Source organism: Streptococcus sp. HMSC065H07 (genome assembly GCF_001837325.1).
GTDB classification, from domain to species: domain Bacteria; phylum Bacillota; class Bacilli; order Lactobacillales; family Streptococcaceae; genus Streptococcus; species Streptococcus salivarius_H.
On record NZ_KV832038.1, the window covers coordinates 354246 to 372354 of the forward strand.

Genomic DNA, 18109 nt, shown 5'->3' on the forward strand with positions numbered 1-18109 from the left:
AAGCCAGTTCAACTGAACTTGGCTTTTTAAAATACGCGATATACATAAGGGTTGTCAGGCTGACCGACCTCTTTGACCTCAGTTAAATTGAGGACAGGCAGGCTCTGTTTAAGATTTTGATAGTAATCCACAGTGATGGTACCAGTGACTTTTACCCAGGTATTGTCCTTAAAGGTTTGGTCACTTCCTGTCGTCGCCAATCCGTAAACACCTGAATCGGCGATACAGTGGATAATTCCGAAACGGAAGATGAACTGATAACCCTTGGTTTGTGGGTCATTGTAGACAAAGCCGGTATAGGTGACCTTCTTGCCCACAAAATCGTTAGGATAGAGGTAGATGAGCTCCATGACTTCCATGTAATTTTCTGTGGTAATCTGTATGGTCTCACGTCCCTTGTACTTGGCTAGCTCTCTGGTCATTTCCTTCTCATAAGCTGAGGAGGTGAAGTAGGAGCTGGTGTCTGGCTTCAAGTACTGAATAGTCGTTCCCTCTTGGTCGGCCTGATTAGGATCGCTCCCTGCCGCCAGTGGAAAATGATAGCCCTTAGCTGACACGGTATTGGCGTCCAAGGTTACTGTTGGCACCAAGAGCCCCGTGAGGACTGGAAAGGCCAAGAGAACGATGCTGGCTACCTTGGCTACTCGACCTGACAAATGCGAGTGAACCTTCATCTGTTTCATCCAAACAATGAGTTGAACCACAGCAAGGATAAAGGACAGCACCATGGAAATGTAGGCCAAGTAGGAGTAGTGGATGTTAATGTACTGGTTGAGCTTGCCAGAAACTTGCAAGTACATGACGAGCTCAAAATACCCAGATAAGATGAGAAAACGTAACATTAAATCACCCCCAATAGCAGACAGTAAATGATTGTCACCAGACTTGCGGTTCCTACGAAGATACCAACAAAGCGTGTCTTAAACTGGTGTTTCATCATAATCAAGTTCTTGATATCAACCATAGGACCAATGATGAGAAAGGCAACCGTTGGTGCCACTCCGAAACTAGAGAGCAGCGAAGCCCCGATAAAGGCATCGGCCTCTGAACAAAGCGAGAGGATGAAGGCCAAGAGCATCATGATCAGGATAGCTGTCACTGAATTATGACCGATGGTTGTGAGGATTCGGGTTGGTAGGTAGGTCTGCATACTTGCAGCCACCAAGCTCCCGAAAATCAAGTAACGCCCAGTGTCAAAGAACTCGTCAACCGCATGAACCAGGGCTTGAAAGACTTTCTTACCAGCTGACAAACCACTATAGTCGTGAACATGACTAGCCTTACGATTGTCCTTGAGAATCTGATCATCCACTACAAAGCCCAGCAAGATTCCCAAAATCATGGCAATCAAGAAAGCCCCAAGGAAACGTAAAATTACGTAGTACCAAGAGTTCCCAAAGGCTGTGTATGTCGCAAAGAGAACAACTGGATTAATGATAGGAGCAGTTGCCATGAAAGGAATAGCCGTGTAGCTAGGCACTTTTTTCTCTAAAAAGCGCGTGATAATTGGAACAATCCCACACTCACAAGAAGGGAAAATAAAACCAATCAGGGTTCCAAAGAGAATAGCCAAGACCTTGTTTTTAGGAAGGAAGTTTTGGACCTTTTCAGGAGTCACAAAGACCTCGATAAAGCCAGATAGGATACTTCCCAGTAAAACAAAGGGCAGGGCTTCGATAATAATCGATAGAAAAACTGCCAGAAGCTGCAGAACGCTATCTGGTAGTTGATGAAAAATAGCCATAACTATTATTTCTTCTTATCTTCTTGAAGACGTTTGTCCTTCTTAGGATCAGTTCCCGCCTTCTCAAAATCAGGGATAGCCGCAAAAGATGCCATCATGCTTTCAAGTTCATTTGTTTTTTTCTGAATAACCGCCATAAAAAGCCTCCGAGTTAAAATAAGATACTAAGGGCGTCATTTCTAAGAGAAAAGAGGGCATCGACCGAAGAAGCTCTGCTTCTAGGAAGATGCATCTATTTTCCGAAAGAAATAGCCCGAGTTCAGTTGCAAAAAGATACTAAGGGCATCATTTCTGTTAGAAATAGCCCTTAACAATAGGTTTACTTTTCTATTATACTACCTCTTGCTTAAAAATTCTCGCTTCAGCTACAAGGTTTTCTGCCCAAGCAAATCTCCTCTCGTGGTATAATATAGTTTATGGAAAATCGTAATTTAGAGACATTGGCTCAGGAATTGGGCCTAAAAAAACAACAAGTTGAAACTGTTTTAGAATTGACCGCAGAAGGCAATACCATTCCCTTTATCGCCCGTTACCGTAAGGAAAAAACAGGCAATCTGGATGAAACGCAAATCAAGGCCATCATTGATATGGACAGGTCCTTGACTGCTCTTCAAGACCGTAAGGAAACAGTTCTTGCCAAGATTGAGGCTCAGGGCAAATTGACCGATCAACTCAAGGCAGCTATTGAAGCCGCTGAAAAGTTGGCAGATGTGGAAGAACTCTACCTTCCCTATAAGGAAAAACGCCGCACCAAGGCGACGGTTGCCCGTGAAGCAGGTCTCTTCCCCTTGGCTCGTCTTATCCTGCAAAATAGTCCAAACCTCAAGTCTGAAGCTGAAAAGCTGACATCTGAAGCCTTTCCAACAGCTGATAAGGCTCTTGCTGGTGCTGTGGATATTTTGGTTGAGGCCTTTTCTGAGGACAATAGCTTACGCTCTTGGACCTACAACGAAATCTGGAACAACAGTGATATCACTTCAACCCTCAAGGATCAATCGCTGGATGAAAAAGAAACTTTCAAAATCTACTATGATTTTGAAGACAAGGTGTCTAAACTTCAAGGTTACCGTACCTTAGCCCTTAACCGTGGGGAGAAACTAGGCGTTATTAAGGTGGCCTTTAAGCACAATCTTGAGAAAATGCACCGTTTTTACAGTGCCCGTTTCAAACAAAAAAACGACTATATCGAGGAAGTTATCAACCAATCTCTCAAGAAGAAAATCATCCCAGCCATGGAGCGTCGTATCCGTAGCGAGTTGACTGAAGCAGCAGAAGATGGTGCTATTCAACTTTTCTCTCAAAATCTTCGAAGCCTTCTTTTAGTATCACCACTTAAAGGTAAGATGGTACTTGGTTTTGACCCTGCCTTTCGTACAGGGGCTAAGTTGGCCGTGGTTGACCAAACTGGTAAGCTCATTACAACGCAAGTTATCTATCCAGTGGCTCCAGCCAGTCAGGCTAAAATCGTACAGGCTAAAAAAGACTTGGCTGACCTCATTAAGAAGCATGCCATTGAGATTATCGCTATCGGTAATGGAACAGCCAGTCGTGAGAGTGAAGCTTTTGTAGCAGAAGTTCTCAAGGATTTTCCAGAGACTTCTTATGTTATTGTCAATGAAAGTGGTGCCTCTGTCTACTCTGCATCAGAGTTGGCCCGCCATGAGTTCCCAGACTTAACGGTCGAAAAACGCTCTGCCATTTCCATTGCCCGTCGTCTTCAAGACCCATTGGCTGAGTTGGTTAAGATTGACCCTAAATCAATCGGAGTAGGCCAATACCAGCATGATGTTAGTCAGAAGAAACTTTCTGAAAATCTTGATTTCGTCGTCGATACCGTGGTTAACCAGGTTGGTGTTAATGTCAATACGGCAAGTAGTACCCTCTTGTCACACGTGTCAGGACTCAACAAGACCATCTCTGAAAATATCGTCGCCTACCGTGAGGAGAATGGTGAGATTGCATCGCGTGCTGAAATCAAAAAGGTCCCACGTCTTGGTGCTAAGGCCTTCGAACAAGCTGCCGGTTTCCTTCGTATTCCAAATGCCAAGAATATCTTGGATAATACAGGGGTCCACCCAGAGTCTTACCCAGCGGTAAAAGCCCTCTTCAAGCAGTTAGCTATCACAGACTTGGACGATTCTGCCAAGGCAAAATTGCAGGCTCTTAATCTTAAAGAAACAGCGGAAGGATTGGGACTTGGACAGGAAACCCTCAAAGATATCATTGCTGACCTTTTGAAACCAGGCCGTGACCTCCGTGACGATTTTGAAGCACCAGTGCTTCGTCAAGATGTTCTTGAACTCAAAGACTTGTCAGTAGGACAAAAACTTGAAGGAACGGTCCGTAACGTTGTGGACTTTGGTGCCTTTGTGGATATCGGTGTCCACGAGGATGGACTTATCCACATCTCAGAGATGAGTAAGAGCTTCGTTAACCATCCAAGTCAGGTCGTTTCTGTTGGGGATTTGGTTACCGTATGGGTCTCAAAAGTTGACTTAGAGCATGAAAAACTCAATCTTTCTTTGGTGAATCCACGTGAATCTAACTGATTATGTTAAGACTGTTTCTATAGAGGATTTTGGCTGGGAATTTAAGCACCAAGCCTTGTGGAACAAGCGTCTCCGAACCACTGGAGGTCGGTTCTTTCCCAAGGATGGTCATTTAGATTTTAACCCAAAACTCTATGAGGAACATGGTCTTGAAACCTTTCGAAAAATCGTCCGCCATGAACTCTGTCATTATCACCTTTATTTTCAAGGGAAGGGCTACAAGCATGCGGATAGAGATTTTAAGGATTTACTAGCCAAGGTTGACGGCCTTAGATACGCTCCAAAGATGCAAGGGCAAGTGGAGAACTACTACCTCTATCAGTGCCAATCCTGTGGTCATACCTACCGTCGCAAACGCCGTGTCAATACACAGAAATTTGCCTGCGGTTTGTGTCGAGGCAAGCTCATTTTTCTAAATCAGTCCTAGGGCTGATTTTTTTGTTTTAAAAAAATCATATAATTAAATCAAAGAAATGATGGGAGAAGAAGACCATGTCAAATCGTTTTTATAAGACACGAAAAAATAGACTCGTCGCCGGTGTTGTTGCAGGTTTGGCAGATAAGTTTGGCTGGGATCTAGCTCTGGCTCGTATTTTGGCTATTATTCTCATGGTTTCAACGCAGTTTGGAATCTTCCTATACTTGGTTTTAGCCTTTCTCCTTCCTTACAAAGAAGATATTTATCCCGAAATCAAACTCAAGGATGGACGCAAACGTAAAAACGCTGAACCTGTTGAAGATGAGTGGAATTGGTAAGTAATTGTTAATAGACATTAACCTATGATTGGCCTTAGTGCTAGTCATAGGTCTTTTTTGCTTTGAGAGCCGCATTGAAAACCTTTTTATGATACAATGAAACTAGTAAATAATCGGAGGAAATAACATGACAGTAACCGTTAAAATGTTGGTTGACAGGCTTAAACTCAAGGTTGTCTATGGGAATAAGGAGCTTTTGGCAAAACCGATAACAACTGCTGATATCTCTCGTCCTGGTTTAGAAATGACAGGTTATTTTGACTATTATTCACCGGAGCGTATTCAATTGGTTGGGATGAAGGAGTGGTCTTACCTTAAAACCTTGACTGATCACAACCGTTACTCTGTTTTCAAAAACATGTTCAAAGAAGAAACCCCAGCTGTTATCGTAGCGCGTGGGCTTGATATCCCTGAGGAGCTGTATCGAGCTGCTAAGGAAAATGGTGTAGCAGTTCTTCAAGGACGAAACGGCACATCGTCGCTTTCAGGTGACATGTCTTGGTATCTTAACTCGCAATTAGCTGAACGAACTAGTGTCCATGGTGTTTTGGTAGATATCTACGGGATGGGAGTTCTTATTCAAGGAGACTCTGGCATCGGTAAGAGTGAGACAGGGCTTGAGTTGGTGAAACGTGGTCACCGTCTTGTCGCTGACGACCGTGTGGATGTTTATGCTAAGGATGAGGAGACTCTCTGGGGTGAGCCCGCGGAAATCCTCCGCCATCTTCTTGAAATTCGTGGGGTTGGTATCATTGATGTCATGAGTCTCTACGGAGCTAGTGCTGTCCGTAATTCCTCTCAAGTTCAGTTGGCCATTTATCTTGAGAATTTTGAAAATGGCAAGATCTTTGATCGTCTTGGAAACGGAAACGAAGAAATCGAATTGCAAGGCGTTAAGATTCCACGTGTCCGTATTCCTGTTAAGACAGGACGTAACGTATCAGTTGTTATCGAGGCTGCAGCTATGAACTACCGTGCTAAGCAAATGGGATTTGATGCAACCAAAACCTTTGAGGAACGTTTGACCAACCTCATTAGTAAGAATGGTGAAAACTAATGTTAGCTACTATTGATCCTATTGCTCTAAGGCTTGGCCCCATTAGTATTCATTGGTATGCCATCTGTATCGTATCTGGTCTTTTACTAGCCGTTTATCTGGCTCAGCGTTGGGCTCCCGAAAAGGGAATTGACCCTGAAAACATCCTAGATTTTATTCTTCTTGCCTTTCCTATAGCCATTGTTGGTGCAAGGCTCTACTATGTGATCTTCCAGTGGTCTTACTACAGTCAGAATCCTTCAGAAATTGTTGCGATTTGGAATGGCGGAATTGCCATTTATGGTGGCTTGATTGCTGGTGCAGCTGTCCTCTATTGGTTTTCGAAACGTCATGCCATTGCTGTCTTGGATTTTCTAGATATCGCGGCACCTGGCGTTATGATTGCTCAGAGTATCGGTCGCTGGGGAAACTTTGTTAACCAAGAGGCTTACGGAAGAGCAGTTAGTCATCTGAATTATGTCCCCGAATTTATTCGCCAGCAGATGTTCATTGATGGGAGTTATCGTGTACCGACCTTTCTTTATGAAAGTCTCTGGAACTTAGTCGGATTTATCACTATCCTAGGACTAAGACGCTTTAATAAGAAACTACGTCAAGGAGATGTGACCTCATTTTACCTTATCTGGTATGGTCTTGGACGTTTTGTCATTGAAGGCATGCGTACCGATAGCCTCATGTTTGTTGGCTTGCGTGTTTCTCAATGGGTCAGCATCGCCATTATCATCTTGGGTGCTATCTTACTATATTTGCGAAAGCAACGTCCAGAGGCAGATTATAAAATGAAAAACTAGTCATATAGCTCAGACTTTGTTATAATATAATGAAAATTATCATAACAAAGGTCACTGGAAACTGGAGAGTTTACTTCAGTTTTCTTGTAGCGACCTTTTAAAAAGGTCAAAGGAGTCCTAAACTATGGCAGAAATTGCATTTCTTATTATCGCAATCGCACTTGCTGCGTTCCTCATTGCATTGATCCCTACCCTACTTCGTACACGTCATGTGGTCAAAGAAGTTGAAGAAACAGTTGCTGTGCTTCGTACAGACATTAATGTAACCCTTCATCAAACAAATGAAATCTTAGCTAAGGCAAACGTCTTGGTTGAAGATGTTAATGAAAAAGTTCAAACAATCGATCCTCTCTTTGTAGCAGTAGCTGAGCTTTCAGAAAGTGTTTCTGACTTGAATACTGAAGCTCGTTACCTCGGTGCTAAAGCAAGTGCAGCAGGAGCAAGTGTTGGTAAGGCGGGTTCAGCCTTTGCTATCGGTAAAGTTGCTTCAAAACTATTTGGTAAAAAAGACAAGAAAAAATAAGGAGGTCTTTTCATGAGTAAATTTTTAAACACCCTAATCATTGGTGCAGCTTCTGGAGCTGCAGCAGCTTACTTCTTTACAACTGAAAAAGGTAAAGCTGTTAAATCACGTATCGATGAAGAAATCGCTTCATTCAAAGAAGATCCTAAAGCTTATCAAAATCAAGTAGTGGAAAAAGCTAGCGACTACAAAGATTTGGCAGTCGATACTTTCCAAGACTACAAAACAAAATTTGAAAATGGTGAAATCACTGCAGATGATTTGACAAAAACCGTTCAAGAAAAAACAGCTCAAGTTGCTGACTTTGCAAAAGAAAGCTTTGAACTTATCAAGGAGAAAACAGCTCAAGTAACTCCTGAACAAGCGGATGTTGAAGCAGAAACAAAAGCTATCGTTGATGATATCGTCATTGATATTAAAGATATCTCTGAAGAAGCAGCAGAAGCAAAATAATAAAGAAAGCCCATGAGGCTTTCTTTTTTTAGTACGAAAAAAACGTTGACCAGCAGTCAACGTTTTTGTGCTTTATAATATTCGATTAGGACATAAATACCTATCTGACCAATGACGCTAATGGTAATTGCCCAGAAGAAGGCCCAGAAGGTAGCCACCTGTGCTACTAAGAAAAGGAAGGCAACTAGGACTGTTGAAATACAGAAGCTTGAGATACGTCCAAAGAAAATCATATCTTGTAGCTTAATACTATTACTATTTAGACCTTGATAATCTTGATAATTCGTCGTTTGAGGATGCTCAGTCTCGAAATCTTCAATGTGATCAAATTGACGGTGTAAGTTGTCAGCCATGTCTGCCTCCTTTCTATATAAAATATCTAAACCACTTTTTCGTGTAGGTTAAAATACTTAGCCAGTATTTCACTATTTAGAATCTCATTAATAATACCATAAAAATTTTATATTGCAAAGTTTTTTTTGATTTTTGTGAAAATTATAGTATTTAAAAACTAATTTAAAATATTTAGATACGGGTGTTTGAACCTAAAAATTCTAAAAAAATCAAATCATTTGTGCTATAATGTGAGTTATGGAAAAAATAGTGATTACAGCGACTGCTGAGAGCTACGAGCAGGCACGTGAGCTCCTAGAACTTGGCGTAGATCGTATTTACATCGGCGAAAAAGCTTTTGGCCTTCGTTTGCCTAAGCCTTTTTCATTCGCAGAGATGCGAAAGATTGCAGAGCTGGTACATGAGTCTGGCAAGGAATTGACTGTTGCCGTTAACGCCCTCATGCACCAAGGTATGATGGATGCTCTTCCAGACTACCTTGATTTTCTTGAAGAAATCAAGGCAGATTACATCACGGTTGGTGATGCAGGGGTTTTCTACATCTGTAACCGTGACAAACGTCCCTTCAAAATGATTTATGATGCTTCAACCATGGTAACCTCTAGCCGTCAGATTAATTTCTGGGGCAAACAGGCTGGAGCTTCTGAAGCTGTTTTGGCTCGTGAAATTCCGTCTGCGGAACTCTTCATCATGGCTGAAAATCTTCAAATTCCAGCTGAGGTTTTGGTTTACGGTGCAAGTATCATTCACCATTCAAAACGACCACTTCTTCAAAACTACTACAACTTTATCAAAACGGATGAAGCTGTTACCAAAGAACGTGACCTCTTCCTTTCTGAGCCTGGTGACCCAGATTCTCACTACTCAGTTTACGAAGACTTGCATGGAACACATATCTTTGCCAACAATGACTTGGATATGATGACTAAACTTTCAGAACTCGTTGAACATGGTTTTGACCACTGGAAGTTAGATGGTGTTTATTGCCCAGGTGAAAACTTCGTAAAAATCACTGAGTATTTTGTGAAGGCTCGTGACCTCATCGAGGCTGGCGAATTTTCACAAGATCAAGCCTTCCTCTTTGATGAGGCTATTCATAAATTACACCCAGGCAACCGTGGTTTGGACACAGGTTTCTATGATTATGAACCTGACCGTGTAAAATAATAACCCTTCCTCCTTCGTTTGAGAGTTTTCCATTTTCAGGGAACGAAGGAGACTTCTAAAAACAAAAATCGACAATCTTGCAAATTGGAGAAATTATGACTACAACTAAAAAACGCCCAGAGGTTTTGGTACCTGCTGGGACTTTGGAAAAATTGAAAGTCGCTGTAAATTACGGCGCAGATGCTGTTTTCGTTGGTGGACAAGCCTATGGTTTGCGTAGCCGTGCCGGAAACTTTACCATGGATGAGCTTCGCGAAGGTATCGAATACGCTCACGCACGAGGTGTTGATGTGCACGTCGCTTCAAACATGGTTACCCATGAAGGAAATGAAAAAGGAGCTGGTGAGTGGTTCCGTGAATTGCGTGATATGGGACTCGATGCCGTTATCGTATCTGACCCAGCCTTGATTGAAATCTGTTCAACCTACGCTCCAGGACTTAATATCCACTTGTCAACGCAAGCATCTGCGACAAACGTTGAAACCTTCCATTTTTGGAAACAGTATGGCTTGACCCGTGTTGTTTTGGCACGTGAGGTTACTATGGAGGAATTGGCTGAAATCCGTAAACGTACGGACCTTGAAATTGAGGCCTTTGTCCATGGTGCTATGTGTATCTCATACTCAGGTCGCTGTACCCTTTCTAACCATATGTCAGACCGTGATGCCAACCGTGGTGGTTGCTCACAGTCATGCCGTTGGAAATATGATCTTTACGACATGCCATTCGGCCAAGAGCGAAAGAGTATCCACGGTGAAGTTCCTGAAGAATACTCAATGTCAGCCGTTGACATGTGTATGATTGAAAATATCCCAGACCTTATTGATAATGGTGTTGACAGCCTTAAAATCGAAGGTCGTATGAAATCTGTCCACTATGTATCAACAGTTGCTAACTGCTACAAGGCTGCTTGTGACGCTTACATGGAAAGTGCAGAAGCCTTCTACGCCATCAAAGATGATTTGATTAACGAACTCTGGAAAGTTGCCCAACGTGAATTGGCAACAGGTTTCTACTACAAGACACCAACAGAAAACGAGCAACTCTTTGGTGCCCGTCGTAAAATTCCACAATACAAATTCGTTGGTGAAGTAGTAGACTTTGATCCAGCCACTATGACAGCTACAATCCGTCAACGTAATGTTATTCTCGAAGGTGACCACGTTGAATTCTACGGACCAGGCTTCCGTCATTTTGAATGTGATATCAAAGACCTTCACGATGCTAATGGTAACAAAATTGACCGTGCACCAAACCCAATGGAACTTCTTACAATTACCGTGCCACAAGAAGTTAAATCTGGTGACATGATTCGTTCAACTAAAGAAGGTTTGATTAACCTCTACCAAAAAGACGGTTCAAGTAAAACTGTTCGTGCCTAATGACAAGTCAAATCAATGGGCTTCTGGTGGATGGTCAGAGTAGGTGTCAGCACTACCATTCCTTGCTAGATATTGTTGCCCTAAAATGCTTTGAGTGTCAGAAGTATTATGCCTGTTATCAGTGCCATGATCGCTTGGAGAATCACAATTTTCGAGCTTATCCTTGCCAGTTGAAGCAGGACAAGGTCCTTATTTGTGGCGTTTGTCGGCATGAGATGACTATTGAGGAATATCAAGAGGTAGTAGCCTGTCCCAATTGTCACAGTGCCTTTAATCCAGCTTGTTCAAAGCACTATGATATTTATTTTGAAAAATAAAAAGATTGAAGATTCTGTTCACACGAACAAAGTCTTCAATCTTTTTTAGTTAAAGTAACTATGATTTTTTAGTGCTTTTAAAACTGGCTTAGTCACCAAAGCGACAATCAGACCTTTTAAAAGATCTGGGATGATAAAGGGTGTCAAACCGACTGCTACAGCTGCAGACCATCCCATCTTTCCAAGAAAGTGCAGGCTAAGGATACCACCAACAAAGACAAGTGCATCTCCCAAAACAAAAGCCAAAAAGATCTTCCAGATAGGAGTCTTAGCATGAGCCAGTGCAGATGTGACAAGTGCAAAAAATGGGTAGGCAAGCAGATAGCCAGCTGAAGGACCAAAGAAGGCTTGGAGCCCACCGCCTCCACCTGCAAAAACGGGAAGACCAATAGCGCCTAGGATAAGGTAGAGAGTAGCGGCAAGAGTTGCCTCTCTTGGCTTAAGGATGGCAGCAACCAGTCCAACAGCAAAAGTCTGAAGCGTAATGGGAACTGCACCGATAGGAATAACAATTTGAGCCAGTGCGGCAATGATAGCAGCACCGAAGGCAGGAAGTATGAGTGACAGTGTACGGTTTTGTGTCATTTTTTAGTTAACCTTTCCTAAATAAATAGTTAACTTATTATAGCAAGGGATTCTACAATAGTCAACTCTAAAATAAAAAGAGGTTAACTGATAAAGTTAACCTCGTTGTGATATGTTTTTTAGACGTTTGATTTCTTTTAGTTCAATCATGCTGATGATCTTATCTTGCTCGATAAAGATGGCTTGTCGCTCTCTGTCATAACGGTTGATGTAGCCCTTATAGGTCTTCTGATTGGATGTCAGCATGACCATTTGGTTATAATCAATAGCATGATAGATATCGTTAATAAGCTGATTTTGCATTAGGTGGACAGGTTTGCTGTGACCTGTTTCCACAAACTGATGAAGCTGATGCTTTACTGCTTCTAAAAAGTTTATCATGGTCATTTCCCTCGTTTCTTGATAAAATAATTATAGCATGAAAGGTGAAATTTTGTGGATAACTTCTTTCTAAAACACACAATTTTCACAGAAAAAAACGAATAAAGCTAGTGGAGGTAAGGAAATGGCAGAATTTTCATTTGAAATTGAAGAAAAACTCTTGGTCTTGTCTGAGAATGACAAGGGCTGGACTAAGGAACTCAATCGTGTGAGCTTTAATGGCGCACCGGCTAAGTATGACATCCGTACGTGGAGTCCAGACCACACCAAGATGGGCAAGGGGATCACCCTTAGCAATGAAGAATTCCAAGTTCTCGTTGACGCCTTCAAAAACTAAAACAAGGTCAGCATGGCGCTGGCCTTATTTTTTGTTTAAAACGTATCAATGATAAGTTTGAGATTGAGAATGGTTAGGACAATAGCGATGGCATAACCAAGGAAAGTATTCCACTTAGCATTGACGTGTTTTCCCATGAGTGATTTCTTAGAAGTGTAGTAAATCAAAGGGAAGATAGAGAATGGCAAGGCAAGTGAAAGGAAAACCTGTGAATAAACTAGCAGTTGATCCAGAGTCTTTTCTTGATCACCGTAGAGAATAGCTACAACGATAACAGGTAGCAAGGCGAAGAGACGTGTGAATAAACGAATTACCCACTGCGGTAACCTCATATGGAGAAAGCCTTCCATGACAATTTGGCCAGTCAGAGTACCAGTAATGGTAGAGTTTTGACCACTAGCCAAGAGCGCCAAGGCAAAGAGTGTTGAAAGTGTCGAACTAGCTACCGCACCAGCAATCTTAGAGTCCTGAAGAGCATTGTACATCTGTGAGAAAGCTGAAATATCAGAAGCATGACCAAAGAAGAGAGCTGCCCCCAAAATCAAGAGGAGGGAGTTAACCACAAAAGCCAAAGTCAACTGGATGTTAGAATCCCAGGTCATGAAACGGACAGCCTTAGTCACGTCTTTGCCATCAGAATAGTCAACCTTACGAGTCTGTGACAAGGATGAGTGCAAGTAGAGGTTATGTGGCATAACGGTCGCACCCACAATCCCAAGCGCCAAGGTCAACTGGTTGGTATGTCCAGCAGCATGTGGCTCGAAGAGCGTTGGCGTAGGGAGATAACCCTCTAGGATTCCCGTAATACTAGGCTCAGACAAGGCTACCAGATAGACAAAGATAACCAAGATAGTCAAAATCAAGGTTGAAACAATAGCCTCGATTTTTTTGAATCCTAGCTTCATGATGAGCAGTAGCAGGAAGACGTCTAGGATTGTCACCAGAATGGCAACCATAATTGGAATACCAAAGAGCAGGTTAAGAGCAATGGCAGAACCAAGCACCTCAGCCAAATCCGTCGCCATTAAGGCCAGCTCCAGAATCACCCAAAGCGTGTATCGCAACCATTTGGGCGAGTGATAGGCAGTCGCTTGAGCTAGGTCCATTTGGGTCACAATCCCTAATTTCCCAGCCATTTGTTGCAACTGCATAGCGATTAAAGATGAAATTAAGATGACAAAAAGCAGACTATACTTGTAGGTCGCCCCACCGACGACACTGGTAATCCAGTTCCCTGGATCCATGTAACCCACGGCCACAAGAGCCCCAGGTCCCAAGAAAGCCTTAAGATTTTGCCAAAAACGATTATTATTTGGTGTATCTATGGATTGGTTTACCTCAGAAAGGGAAACCTTCTTTGAAAATGTCATAAACACCTCTTTCTAAGTCATATCTGCCTAAAAGTGTATTATTTCTAGATAGACAGACAATTTTATTATAACACTATGAGGAAGATGTGCAAGGAAGGAATGGGTTGTAGAAGAATATACAATGTCCAATTAATTCTAGGAGTGTTAATATGCTAAAATTTTACTATATGAAGCTAATTATATATTTAATGTTTAAGAATGATTAAATATTTTAATTATGTTTTTAGTTTATGAAATTGATGAATGAATTGAAAAAATACGAAAACACCTTTGAAAATGTGTTAAAATAAGTTCAATAATAAATGGAGGTGTTTTTATGGAAAAAATTTCTTTTCTTGTGGCTCTAATTGTTTTTACGATATTACTTCTTGTTTGTGTGGTATATATGGTTTTAAGAAGTAAACTTTCGTATTTATTGAGACTTGTTTCATCTGTTATATTTTCAATTTGGATTATTTTGGTATTATTATGCCTGAGGTTATTTTTCTTTGAGGATTCAAAGATATTTGAAGAAATAACAAAAGGCGAGGTTTTGGCAGGTGTTGTTATTGCAATCCCAACAATAACAACTTGGTATAATGATTCCGAAGAAAAACGTAAAGATGCGATGAAAAAAGAAGTTGGAGTTGCATTTTCTAAGTGGTCCTCTGAGACTTCTGAGGAGAATAAGGAGTTGAGTTCAAAGAATTGGTTAGAAATTTCAAGAATACTAGATAAACTTGAAGTTATTAGGAAACTTGATAATGAAATAGAATTAGACTTGAATAGTTTATTTGTTTTTTTACAAGGGAAACTGCAACAAGATGTTAAAGCTGAGAAAAGCTGGAGAGAAGTTAATTCGAAAATAATTAACTTGATTTCTCATGATGAGGAAAGTACTGAATTATTTTACAAACTATTTCCTAGTAAGTCGCTAAATAAACTCTGTTTTGTAGATTTTGATCGTTGTTCTATGTTAAAAAATCTAGCTGGTAGACCCGAGGAAATTTCATTTTATAAATGCTTTTTTACAGCGAAATTTTTAGAAAATTGGGATTTTTTTGTTGAAGGTGGAACTGTGATTTTTAATGAGTGTGTCTTTGATGAAAGTATTTCAAAATCCTTTTTCAAAAGATTTTTACCTGATCAATCAAAAATAATTATTAGGAATAGTTTAGTAAATGATGAGATGGGTAGTAGTAGAGAGCAGATTTCGTTTGAATATTCAACAGAGGAAGGTTCAATACAGGATGATGCAGTTCATGATTTAAATAAACATAATTTAGATACTAATAGTATGTTGGCAAGTAAAGAATATTATGAACAAGTTATTCTAGAAAAAAGAGATGAGTGGGGTGACACACCTATTAATGATTTGCTTCAGGGAAATGGTGCAGAAGTTATTACTATTAGTGATGATATACGAATATCTATTAATAATCGAATTATTGATGCATTAGAAAAGAAATTACATTTAGGAATTACAAAAGAAAACTCAAAAATTAGTAGGAGTAAAAATTATGTACAGGAAATGAAAGCTGGGTATTTGTATGAATGGTGGTCTTGGAATACGGTTATGAAAGATAAAATTGATTCTCAATTCAAATTTTTTATTTTTGCAGTACAGTGGGATAATTATCAAAAAGATAAATTTAGATGTATTATTTTTAATAGGGAGAGTTTCGAAAAACTTATGTCTAAGAAAAAGCTAAGTAATGGTGATAGGTATTTCTTTTACTTTACAAGCCCAAAATACTAAAATAAATGTTATGGCAGACTGAATTATCTTTTTCATTGATATTTTTTAAATACCTAAAATAGGTAATTTAGCATTGCATTACACAGATCACCTTAAAAATCCTGGAATGACGGGTGATTACATCGGCCTTTGGAAGTCTCGCTGGCATGAAGAAAACAAAGCCTGGCTTTATCCTGCGAAACAATACGCTATCTATGCAGTAGTAGCCCTAGCTTGTCTATCAGCATGGGTCACAGCCTCAAAAGCAAAATTTTGGAAATAAGAAAATGCTTCTCTCGACTTGAGGGAAGCGTTTTTCATATTAATTGATGTGAGTTTTATATTGACTGAATATCTCGTCGATATCATCTTCAACCAAGTGATAGATTTTCCAGTCAAATTCAGTTCTAGCAACATCATCAACCAAGACTGTATAACAAAAATCCATATAATCTTCATAAAAATCAGAGATGAAGGGGAGGAGTGTGTCACTAATATCAGATGAATAGAGTTTTTCATCAAGATGTTTAAAGAGATAGTCTGTACCCGTAATCGTTTCATTCTTGAGTTTTTGTGCATCCTCAAGGTTAAATCCATCGCTTTGGGGATTCAGAAAATCATGTTTTGCTAGCCAGGCTACGAAGACACTGAGATGAAAGGCAGCTCTTTTGCTAATCTTTAGCATATCTGATTTGCTTAGTTTTTCTGAAGTAATATCATTTTCTTCACAATAGAATACAAGTGCATGATCGAAAAAATAATCTGTGCGGTCTATGGGAAAGTCTAATTGACTTTCTTCTCTCTTTGTCTCAGGCTGTTCAACTACAGTTGATTTTTTCTTAAAAAGGGACTTCAGTTTTCTAAACATCTTTATACCTCGTATAAAAATATCCCATTATTTGAATAATGGGATATTTTTATTATTTCATCGTTGGGAACAACAAGACATCACGGATAGTTGTTGTATCAGTGAGGAGCATGCAGAGGCGGTCGATACCGATTCCGAGTCCACCTGTTGGTGGCATACCGTATTCGAGGGCTTCAACGTAGTCGTAGTCGATGCCTGTTGCTTCGTCATCACCGAGTTCTTTAGCAGCAGCTTGTGCTTCGAAACGTGACAATTGATCGATTGGGTCGTTCAATTCGGTGAAGGCATTTCCGTACTCTTTTGTCATGATGAAGAGTTCGAAACGGTCAGTGAAGCGTGGGTCTTCTGGATTTTTCTTAGCCAATGGAGACACAGCAACTGGGTGACCGTAAACGAATGTTGGTTGAATCAATGTTTCTTCAACGAATTCTTCGAAGAAGGCGTTGATGATGTGACCAACTTCAGTGTAGTGTTTTTCAACTGGAACATTCTTTTCAGCAGCGATAGCTTTGGCTTCATCCAAAGTCATGTCTTGCCAGAAGTCGACACCAGTAATTTCCTTGATAGCGTCAACCATGTGGATGCGTTTGAATGGTTCGTTGATCTTGATTTCAGTTCCTTGGTAGTTGATAGGTCCGTCACCTTTAACAGCTTTAGCAGCGTGTTGGATGATACCTTCAGTCAAGTTCATGATATCGTGGAAGTCAGCGTAAGCTTGGTAAACTTCGATAGATGTGAACTCAGGGTTGTGAGTGGCATCCATACCTTCGTTACGGAAGATACGTCCGATTTCGTAAACGCGTTCCATACCACCAACGATGAGACGTTTGAGGTGGAGCTCAGTCGCGATACGTAGCACCATGTCAATGTTTTGTGCATTGTGGTGAGTGATGAAAGGTTTAGCAGCAGCACCACCAGCTTCGTTGTGAAGAACAGGTGTTTCTACTTCAAGGAAACCTTGAGCATCGAGGTAGCGACGGATTTCAGAAATGATTTTTGAACGTGTGACAAAGCGGTCAAAGCTTTCACGGTTAGAAATCAAATCGAGGTAACGTTTACGGTAGATTGTTTCAACGTCTGAAAGTCCGTGGAATTTCTCAGGCAATGGACGAAGGGCTTTAGACAAGTGTGTGATATGAGTAGCTTTAATAGAAAGTTCTCCCATATCTGTACGCATAACTTCACCTTCGACACCGAGGAAGTCACCAAGGTCAGCTTTCTTGAAGATTTCGTAGTTTTCTTCACCGACAGCATCTTTACGCACGTAGATTTGGATTTGACCATCGCGGTCTTGGATGTGGGCGAAGCCAACTTTACCTTTACCACGTTTAGTCATCAAACGACCTGCGATAGTAGCAGTTTCGTTGATTTCGTGCAATTCTTCTTTTGTTTTGTCAGCGTATTTTTCTTTTAATTGACCAGATGTAGCTGTGCGTTCGAATCGCTTACCAAAAGGATCGATTCCTTGTTCAGCCAAGGCCGTCATTTTTTCACGACGGACAATCTGTTGATCGTTCAATTCTTCCATGTGTTGATTTGACATGTTAGTCCTCCATAAAATAGTCGTAATTATTGTATCATAAATCACCTTCTAAAGATAGGACAAATGATTAAATGTCAGATAAATAAAGCTAGGATTTGTCTATTTTTAGGACAAATCGCTAACTAGCATTAACCTTTGATTAGAAAGTTATAGAATTTATTGACAAATATAATAAAAAGGGTGTACAATAGCAAAGTAAGTTTCGTATGATATAA

The 18109-nt window shown here is 40.6% G+C and carries 22 protein-coding genes; 13 read left to right on the forward strand and 9 right to left on the reverse strand.

What is annotated here, in order from left to right:
- Window positions 1-26: 26 nt before the first annotated feature.
- Genes HMPREF2637_RS07880 through HMPREF2637_RS11580 form a run of 3 tightly spaced genes read right to left on the reverse strand, consistent with a single transcriptional unit; the run spans window position 27 to window position 1881 of the window.
- Entirely contained in the window at window positions 27-842 is an 816-nt protein-coding gene (locus HMPREF2637_RS07880) for a TIGR03943 family putative permease subunit (protein WP_049553771.1), read from the reverse strand.
- Window positions 842-1744 carry a permease gene (locus HMPREF2637_RS07885; RefSeq protein ID WP_064523374.1) on the reverse strand — a complete coding sequence of 301 codons (903 nt, stop codon included), beginning with the start codon at window positions 1742-1744 and terminating at the stop codon, window positions 842-844. The genes HMPREF2637_RS07880 and HMPREF2637_RS07885 overlap by 1 nt, the downstream gene beginning before the upstream one ends.
- Before the next feature lie 5 nt (window positions 1745-1749).
- Window positions 1750-1881, reverse strand: coding sequence for an SPJ_0845 family protein (locus tag HMPREF2637_RS11580; RefSeq protein WP_002885949.1), 132 nt, complete (start codon window positions 1879-1881; stop codon window positions 1750-1752).
- A gap of 279 nt (window positions 1882-2160) precedes the next feature.
- Between HMPREF2637_RS11580 and HMPREF2637_RS07890 the strand changes: the two genes are divergently transcribed.
- From HMPREF2637_RS07890 to HMPREF2637_RS07920, 7 genes are all read left to right on the forward strand, one after another.
- On the forward strand, window positions 2161-4293 hold the full coding sequence (locus tag HMPREF2637_RS07890) for a Tex family protein (RefSeq protein ID WP_070839856.1): 2133 nt from the start codon (window positions 2161-2163) through the stop codon (window positions 4291-4293).
- The gene (locus tag HMPREF2637_RS07895; protein ID WP_037611480.1) at window positions 4280-4720 is read left to right on the forward strand and encodes a SprT family protein; all 441 of its coding nucleotides are present in this window, start codon (window positions 4280-4282) and stop codon (window positions 4718-4720) included. Before HMPREF2637_RS07890 ends, HMPREF2637_RS07895 begins: the two co-directional genes overlap by 14 nt.
- 65 nt (window positions 4721-4785) lie before the next feature.
- Complete coding sequence (locus tag HMPREF2637_RS07900) at window positions 4786-5049, forward strand: PspC domain-containing protein (RefSeq protein ID WP_002885986.1); 264 nt, start codon at window positions 4786-4788, stop codon at window positions 5047-5049.
- A 127-nt stretch (window positions 5050-5176) separates the two neighbouring features.
- Window positions 5177-6106 (forward strand): HPr(Ser) kinase/phosphatase, encoded by a 930-nt coding sequence (gene hprK, locus HMPREF2637_RS07905; RefSeq protein ID WP_070839859.1) that lies wholly within the window; start codon window positions 5177-5179, stop codon window positions 6104-6106.
- Window positions 6106-6897, forward strand: a complete 792-nt coding sequence (lgt, locus tag HMPREF2637_RS07910; RefSeq protein WP_049545281.1) for a prolipoprotein diacylglyceryl transferase — start codon at window positions 6106-6108, stop codon at window positions 6895-6897. The genes hprK and lgt overlap by 1 nt, the downstream gene beginning before the upstream one ends.
- Before the next feature lie 124 nt (window positions 6898-7021).
- Entirely contained in the window at window positions 7022-7420 is a 399-nt protein-coding gene (locus HMPREF2637_RS07915) for a DUF948 domain-containing protein (RefSeq protein ID WP_002885965.1), read from the forward strand.
- 12 nt (window positions 7421-7432) lie between these two features.
- Complete coding sequence (locus HMPREF2637_RS07920; RefSeq protein ID WP_002890570.1) at window positions 7433-7873, forward strand: YtxH domain-containing protein; 441 nt, start codon at window positions 7433-7435, stop codon at window positions 7871-7873.
- 56 nt (window positions 7874-7929) lie between these two features.
- Here the strand turns inward: HMPREF2637_RS07920 and HMPREF2637_RS07925 are convergent, their stop codons facing one another.
- Window positions 7930-8226: a DUF3270 domain-containing protein gene (locus HMPREF2637_RS07925; RefSeq protein WP_070839862.1), complete on the reverse strand. Its 297-nt coding sequence runs from the start codon at window positions 8224-8226 to the stop codon at window positions 7930-7932.
- Between the two features lie 238 nt (window positions 8227-8464).
- Between HMPREF2637_RS07925 and HMPREF2637_RS07930 the strand changes: the two genes are divergently transcribed.
- The 3 genes from HMPREF2637_RS07930 to HMPREF2637_RS10950 all read left to right on the forward strand — a co-directional run bounded on the left by HMPREF2637_RS07930 (window position 8465) and on the right by HMPREF2637_RS10950 (window position 11093).
- Window positions 8465-9394, forward strand: a complete 930-nt coding sequence (locus HMPREF2637_RS07930) for a peptidase U32 family protein (RefSeq protein ID WP_070839865.1) — start codon at window positions 8465-8467, stop codon at window positions 9392-9394.
- A gap of 95 nt (window positions 9395-9489) precedes the next feature.
- A complete protein-coding gene (locus HMPREF2637_RS07935) occupies window positions 9490-10776 on the forward strand; it encodes a peptidase U32 family protein (RefSeq protein WP_037600604.1) in 1287 nt (428 codons plus the stop codon).
- A complete protein-coding gene (locus HMPREF2637_RS10950; protein WP_083320407.1) occupies window positions 10776-11093 on the forward strand; it encodes a CHY zinc finger protein in 318 nt (105 codons plus the stop codon). Before HMPREF2637_RS07935 ends, HMPREF2637_RS10950 begins: the two co-directional genes overlap by 1 nt.
- 45 nt (window positions 11094-11138) lie before the next feature.
- Here the strand turns inward: HMPREF2637_RS10950 and HMPREF2637_RS07940 are convergent, their stop codons facing one another.
- Window positions 11139-11678, reverse strand: coding sequence for a biotin transporter BioY (locus tag HMPREF2637_RS07940; RefSeq protein WP_037600379.1), 540 nt, complete (start codon window positions 11676-11678; stop codon window positions 11139-11141).
- A 96-nt stretch (window positions 11679-11774) separates the two neighbouring features.
- A complete protein-coding gene (locus HMPREF2637_RS07945; protein WP_037600382.1) occupies window positions 11775-12059 on the reverse strand; it encodes a hypothetical protein in 285 nt (94 codons plus the stop codon).
- A gap of 124 nt (window positions 12060-12183) precedes the next feature.
- On the opposite strand from HMPREF2637_RS07945, the gene HMPREF2637_RS07950 reads away from it, so the two are divergent.
- Window positions 12184-12396, forward strand: coding sequence for a YdbC family protein (locus HMPREF2637_RS07950; RefSeq protein ID WP_002886106.1), 213 nt, complete (start codon window positions 12184-12186; stop codon window positions 12394-12396).
- 35 nt (window positions 12397-12431) lie between these two features.
- On the opposite strand, the gene HMPREF2637_RS07955 is transcribed toward HMPREF2637_RS07950, so the two are convergent.
- A complete protein-coding gene (locus tag HMPREF2637_RS07955; RefSeq protein WP_070839868.1) occupies window positions 12432-13766 on the reverse strand; it encodes an Nramp family divalent metal transporter in 1335 nt (444 codons plus the stop codon).
- A gap of 316 nt (window positions 13767-14082) precedes the next feature.
- On the opposite strand from HMPREF2637_RS07955, the gene HMPREF2637_RS07960 reads away from it, so the two are divergent.
- A complete protein-coding gene (locus tag HMPREF2637_RS07960) occupies window positions 14083-15504 on the forward strand; it encodes a hypothetical protein (protein WP_070839871.1) in 1422 nt (473 codons plus the stop codon).
- A gap of 73 nt (window positions 15505-15577) precedes the next feature.
- Window positions 15578-15766, forward strand: coding sequence for a hypothetical protein (locus HMPREF2637_RS11190; RefSeq protein WP_241502339.1), 189 nt, complete (start codon window positions 15578-15580; stop codon window positions 15764-15766).
- A gap of 39 nt (window positions 15767-15805) precedes the next feature.
- Here HMPREF2637_RS11190 and HMPREF2637_RS07970 read toward each other — a convergent pair whose 3' ends face one another.
- Together HMPREF2637_RS07970 and lysS are read right to left on the reverse strand one after the other, a co-directional pair.
- The gene (locus HMPREF2637_RS07970) at window positions 15806-16351 is read right to left on the reverse strand and encodes a DUF7832 domain-containing protein (RefSeq protein ID WP_070839874.1); all 546 of its coding nucleotides are present in this window, start codon (window positions 16349-16351) and stop codon (window positions 15806-15808) included.
- 52 nt (window positions 16352-16403) lie between these two features.
- Window positions 16404-17894 (reverse strand): lysine--tRNA ligase, encoded by a 1491-nt coding sequence (gene lysS, locus HMPREF2637_RS07975; protein ID WP_070839877.1) that lies wholly within the window; start codon window positions 17892-17894, stop codon window positions 16404-16406.
- Between the last annotated feature and the right edge of the window lie 215 nt (window positions 17895-18109).

Bases quoted from the DNA above. Each gene is read 5' to 3' on its own strand.
- lgt (WP_049545281.1), top strand. From the start codon at position 6,106: ATGTTAGCTACTATTGATCCTATTGCTCTAAGGCTTGGCCCCATTAGT.
- HMPREF2637_RS07890 (WP_070839856.1), top strand. From the start codon at position 2,161: ATGGAAAATCGTAATTTAGAGACATTGGCTCAGGAATTGGGCCTAAAA.
- HMPREF2637_RS07885 (WP_064523374.1), bottom strand. From the start codon at position 1,744: ATGGCTATTTTTCATCAACTACCAGATAGCGTTCTGCAGCTTCTGGCA.
- lysS (WP_070839877.1), bottom strand. From the start codon at position 17,894: ATGTCAAATCAACACATGGAAGAATTGAACGATCAACAGATTGTCCGT.
- HMPREF2637_RS07920 (WP_002890570.1), top strand. From the start codon at position 7,433: ATGAGTAAATTTTTAAACACCCTAATCATTGGTGCAGCTTCTGGAGCT.
- HMPREF2637_RS07930 (WP_070839865.1), top strand. From the start codon at position 8,465: ATGGAAAAAATAGTGATTACAGCGACTGCTGAGAGCTACGAGCAGGCA.
- hprK (WP_070839859.1), top strand. From the start codon at position 5,177: ATGACAGTAACCGTTAAAATGTTGGTTGACAGGCTTAAACTCAAGGTT.
- HMPREF2637_RS07880 (WP_049553771.1), bottom strand. From the start codon at position 842: ATGTTACGTTTTCTCATCTTATCTGGGTATTTTGAGCTCGTCATGTAC.
- HMPREF2637_RS07955 (WP_070839868.1), bottom strand. From the start codon at position 13,766: ATGACATTTTCAAAGAAGGTTTCCCTTTCTGAGGTAAACCAATCCATA.
- HMPREF2637_RS07960 (WP_070839871.1), top strand. From the start codon at position 14,083: ATGGAAAAAATTTCTTTTCTTGTGGCTCTAATTGTTTTTACGATATTA.
- HMPREF2637_RS07950 (WP_002886106.1), top strand. From the start codon at position 12,184: ATGGCAGAATTTTCATTTGAAATTGAAGAAAAACTCTTGGTCTTGTCT.
- HMPREF2637_RS07900 (WP_002885986.1), top strand. From the start codon at position 4,786: ATGTCAAATCGTTTTTATAAGACACGAAAAAATAGACTCGTCGCCGGT.
- HMPREF2637_RS07935 (WP_037600604.1), top strand. From the start codon at position 9,490: ATGACTACAACTAAAAAACGCCCAGAGGTTTTGGTACCTGCTGGGACT.
- HMPREF2637_RS11580 (WP_002885949.1), bottom strand. From the start codon at position 1,881: ATGGCGGTTATTCAGAAAAAAACAAATGAACTTGAAAGCATGATGGCA.
- HMPREF2637_RS07970 (WP_070839874.1), bottom strand. From the start codon at position 16,351: ATGTTTAGAAAACTGAAGTCCCTTTTTAAGAAAAAATCAACTGTAGTT.
- HMPREF2637_RS07925 (WP_070839862.1), bottom strand. From the start codon at position 8,226: ATGGCTGACAACTTACACCGTCAATTTGATCACATTGAAGATTTCGAG.
- HMPREF2637_RS07940 (WP_037600379.1), bottom strand. From the start codon at position 11,678: ATGACACAAAACCGTACACTGTCACTCATACTTCCTGCCTTCGGTGCT.
- HMPREF2637_RS10950 (WP_083320407.1), top strand. From the start codon at position 10,776: ATGACAAGTCAAATCAATGGGCTTCTGGTGGATGGTCAGAGTAGGTGT.
- HMPREF2637_RS07915 (WP_002885965.1), top strand. From the start codon at position 7,022: ATGGCAGAAATTGCATTTCTTATTATCGCAATCGCACTTGCTGCGTTC.
- HMPREF2637_RS07945 (WP_037600382.1), bottom strand. From the start codon at position 12,059: ATGATAAACTTTTTAGAAGCAGTAAAGCATCAGCTTCATCAGTTTGTG.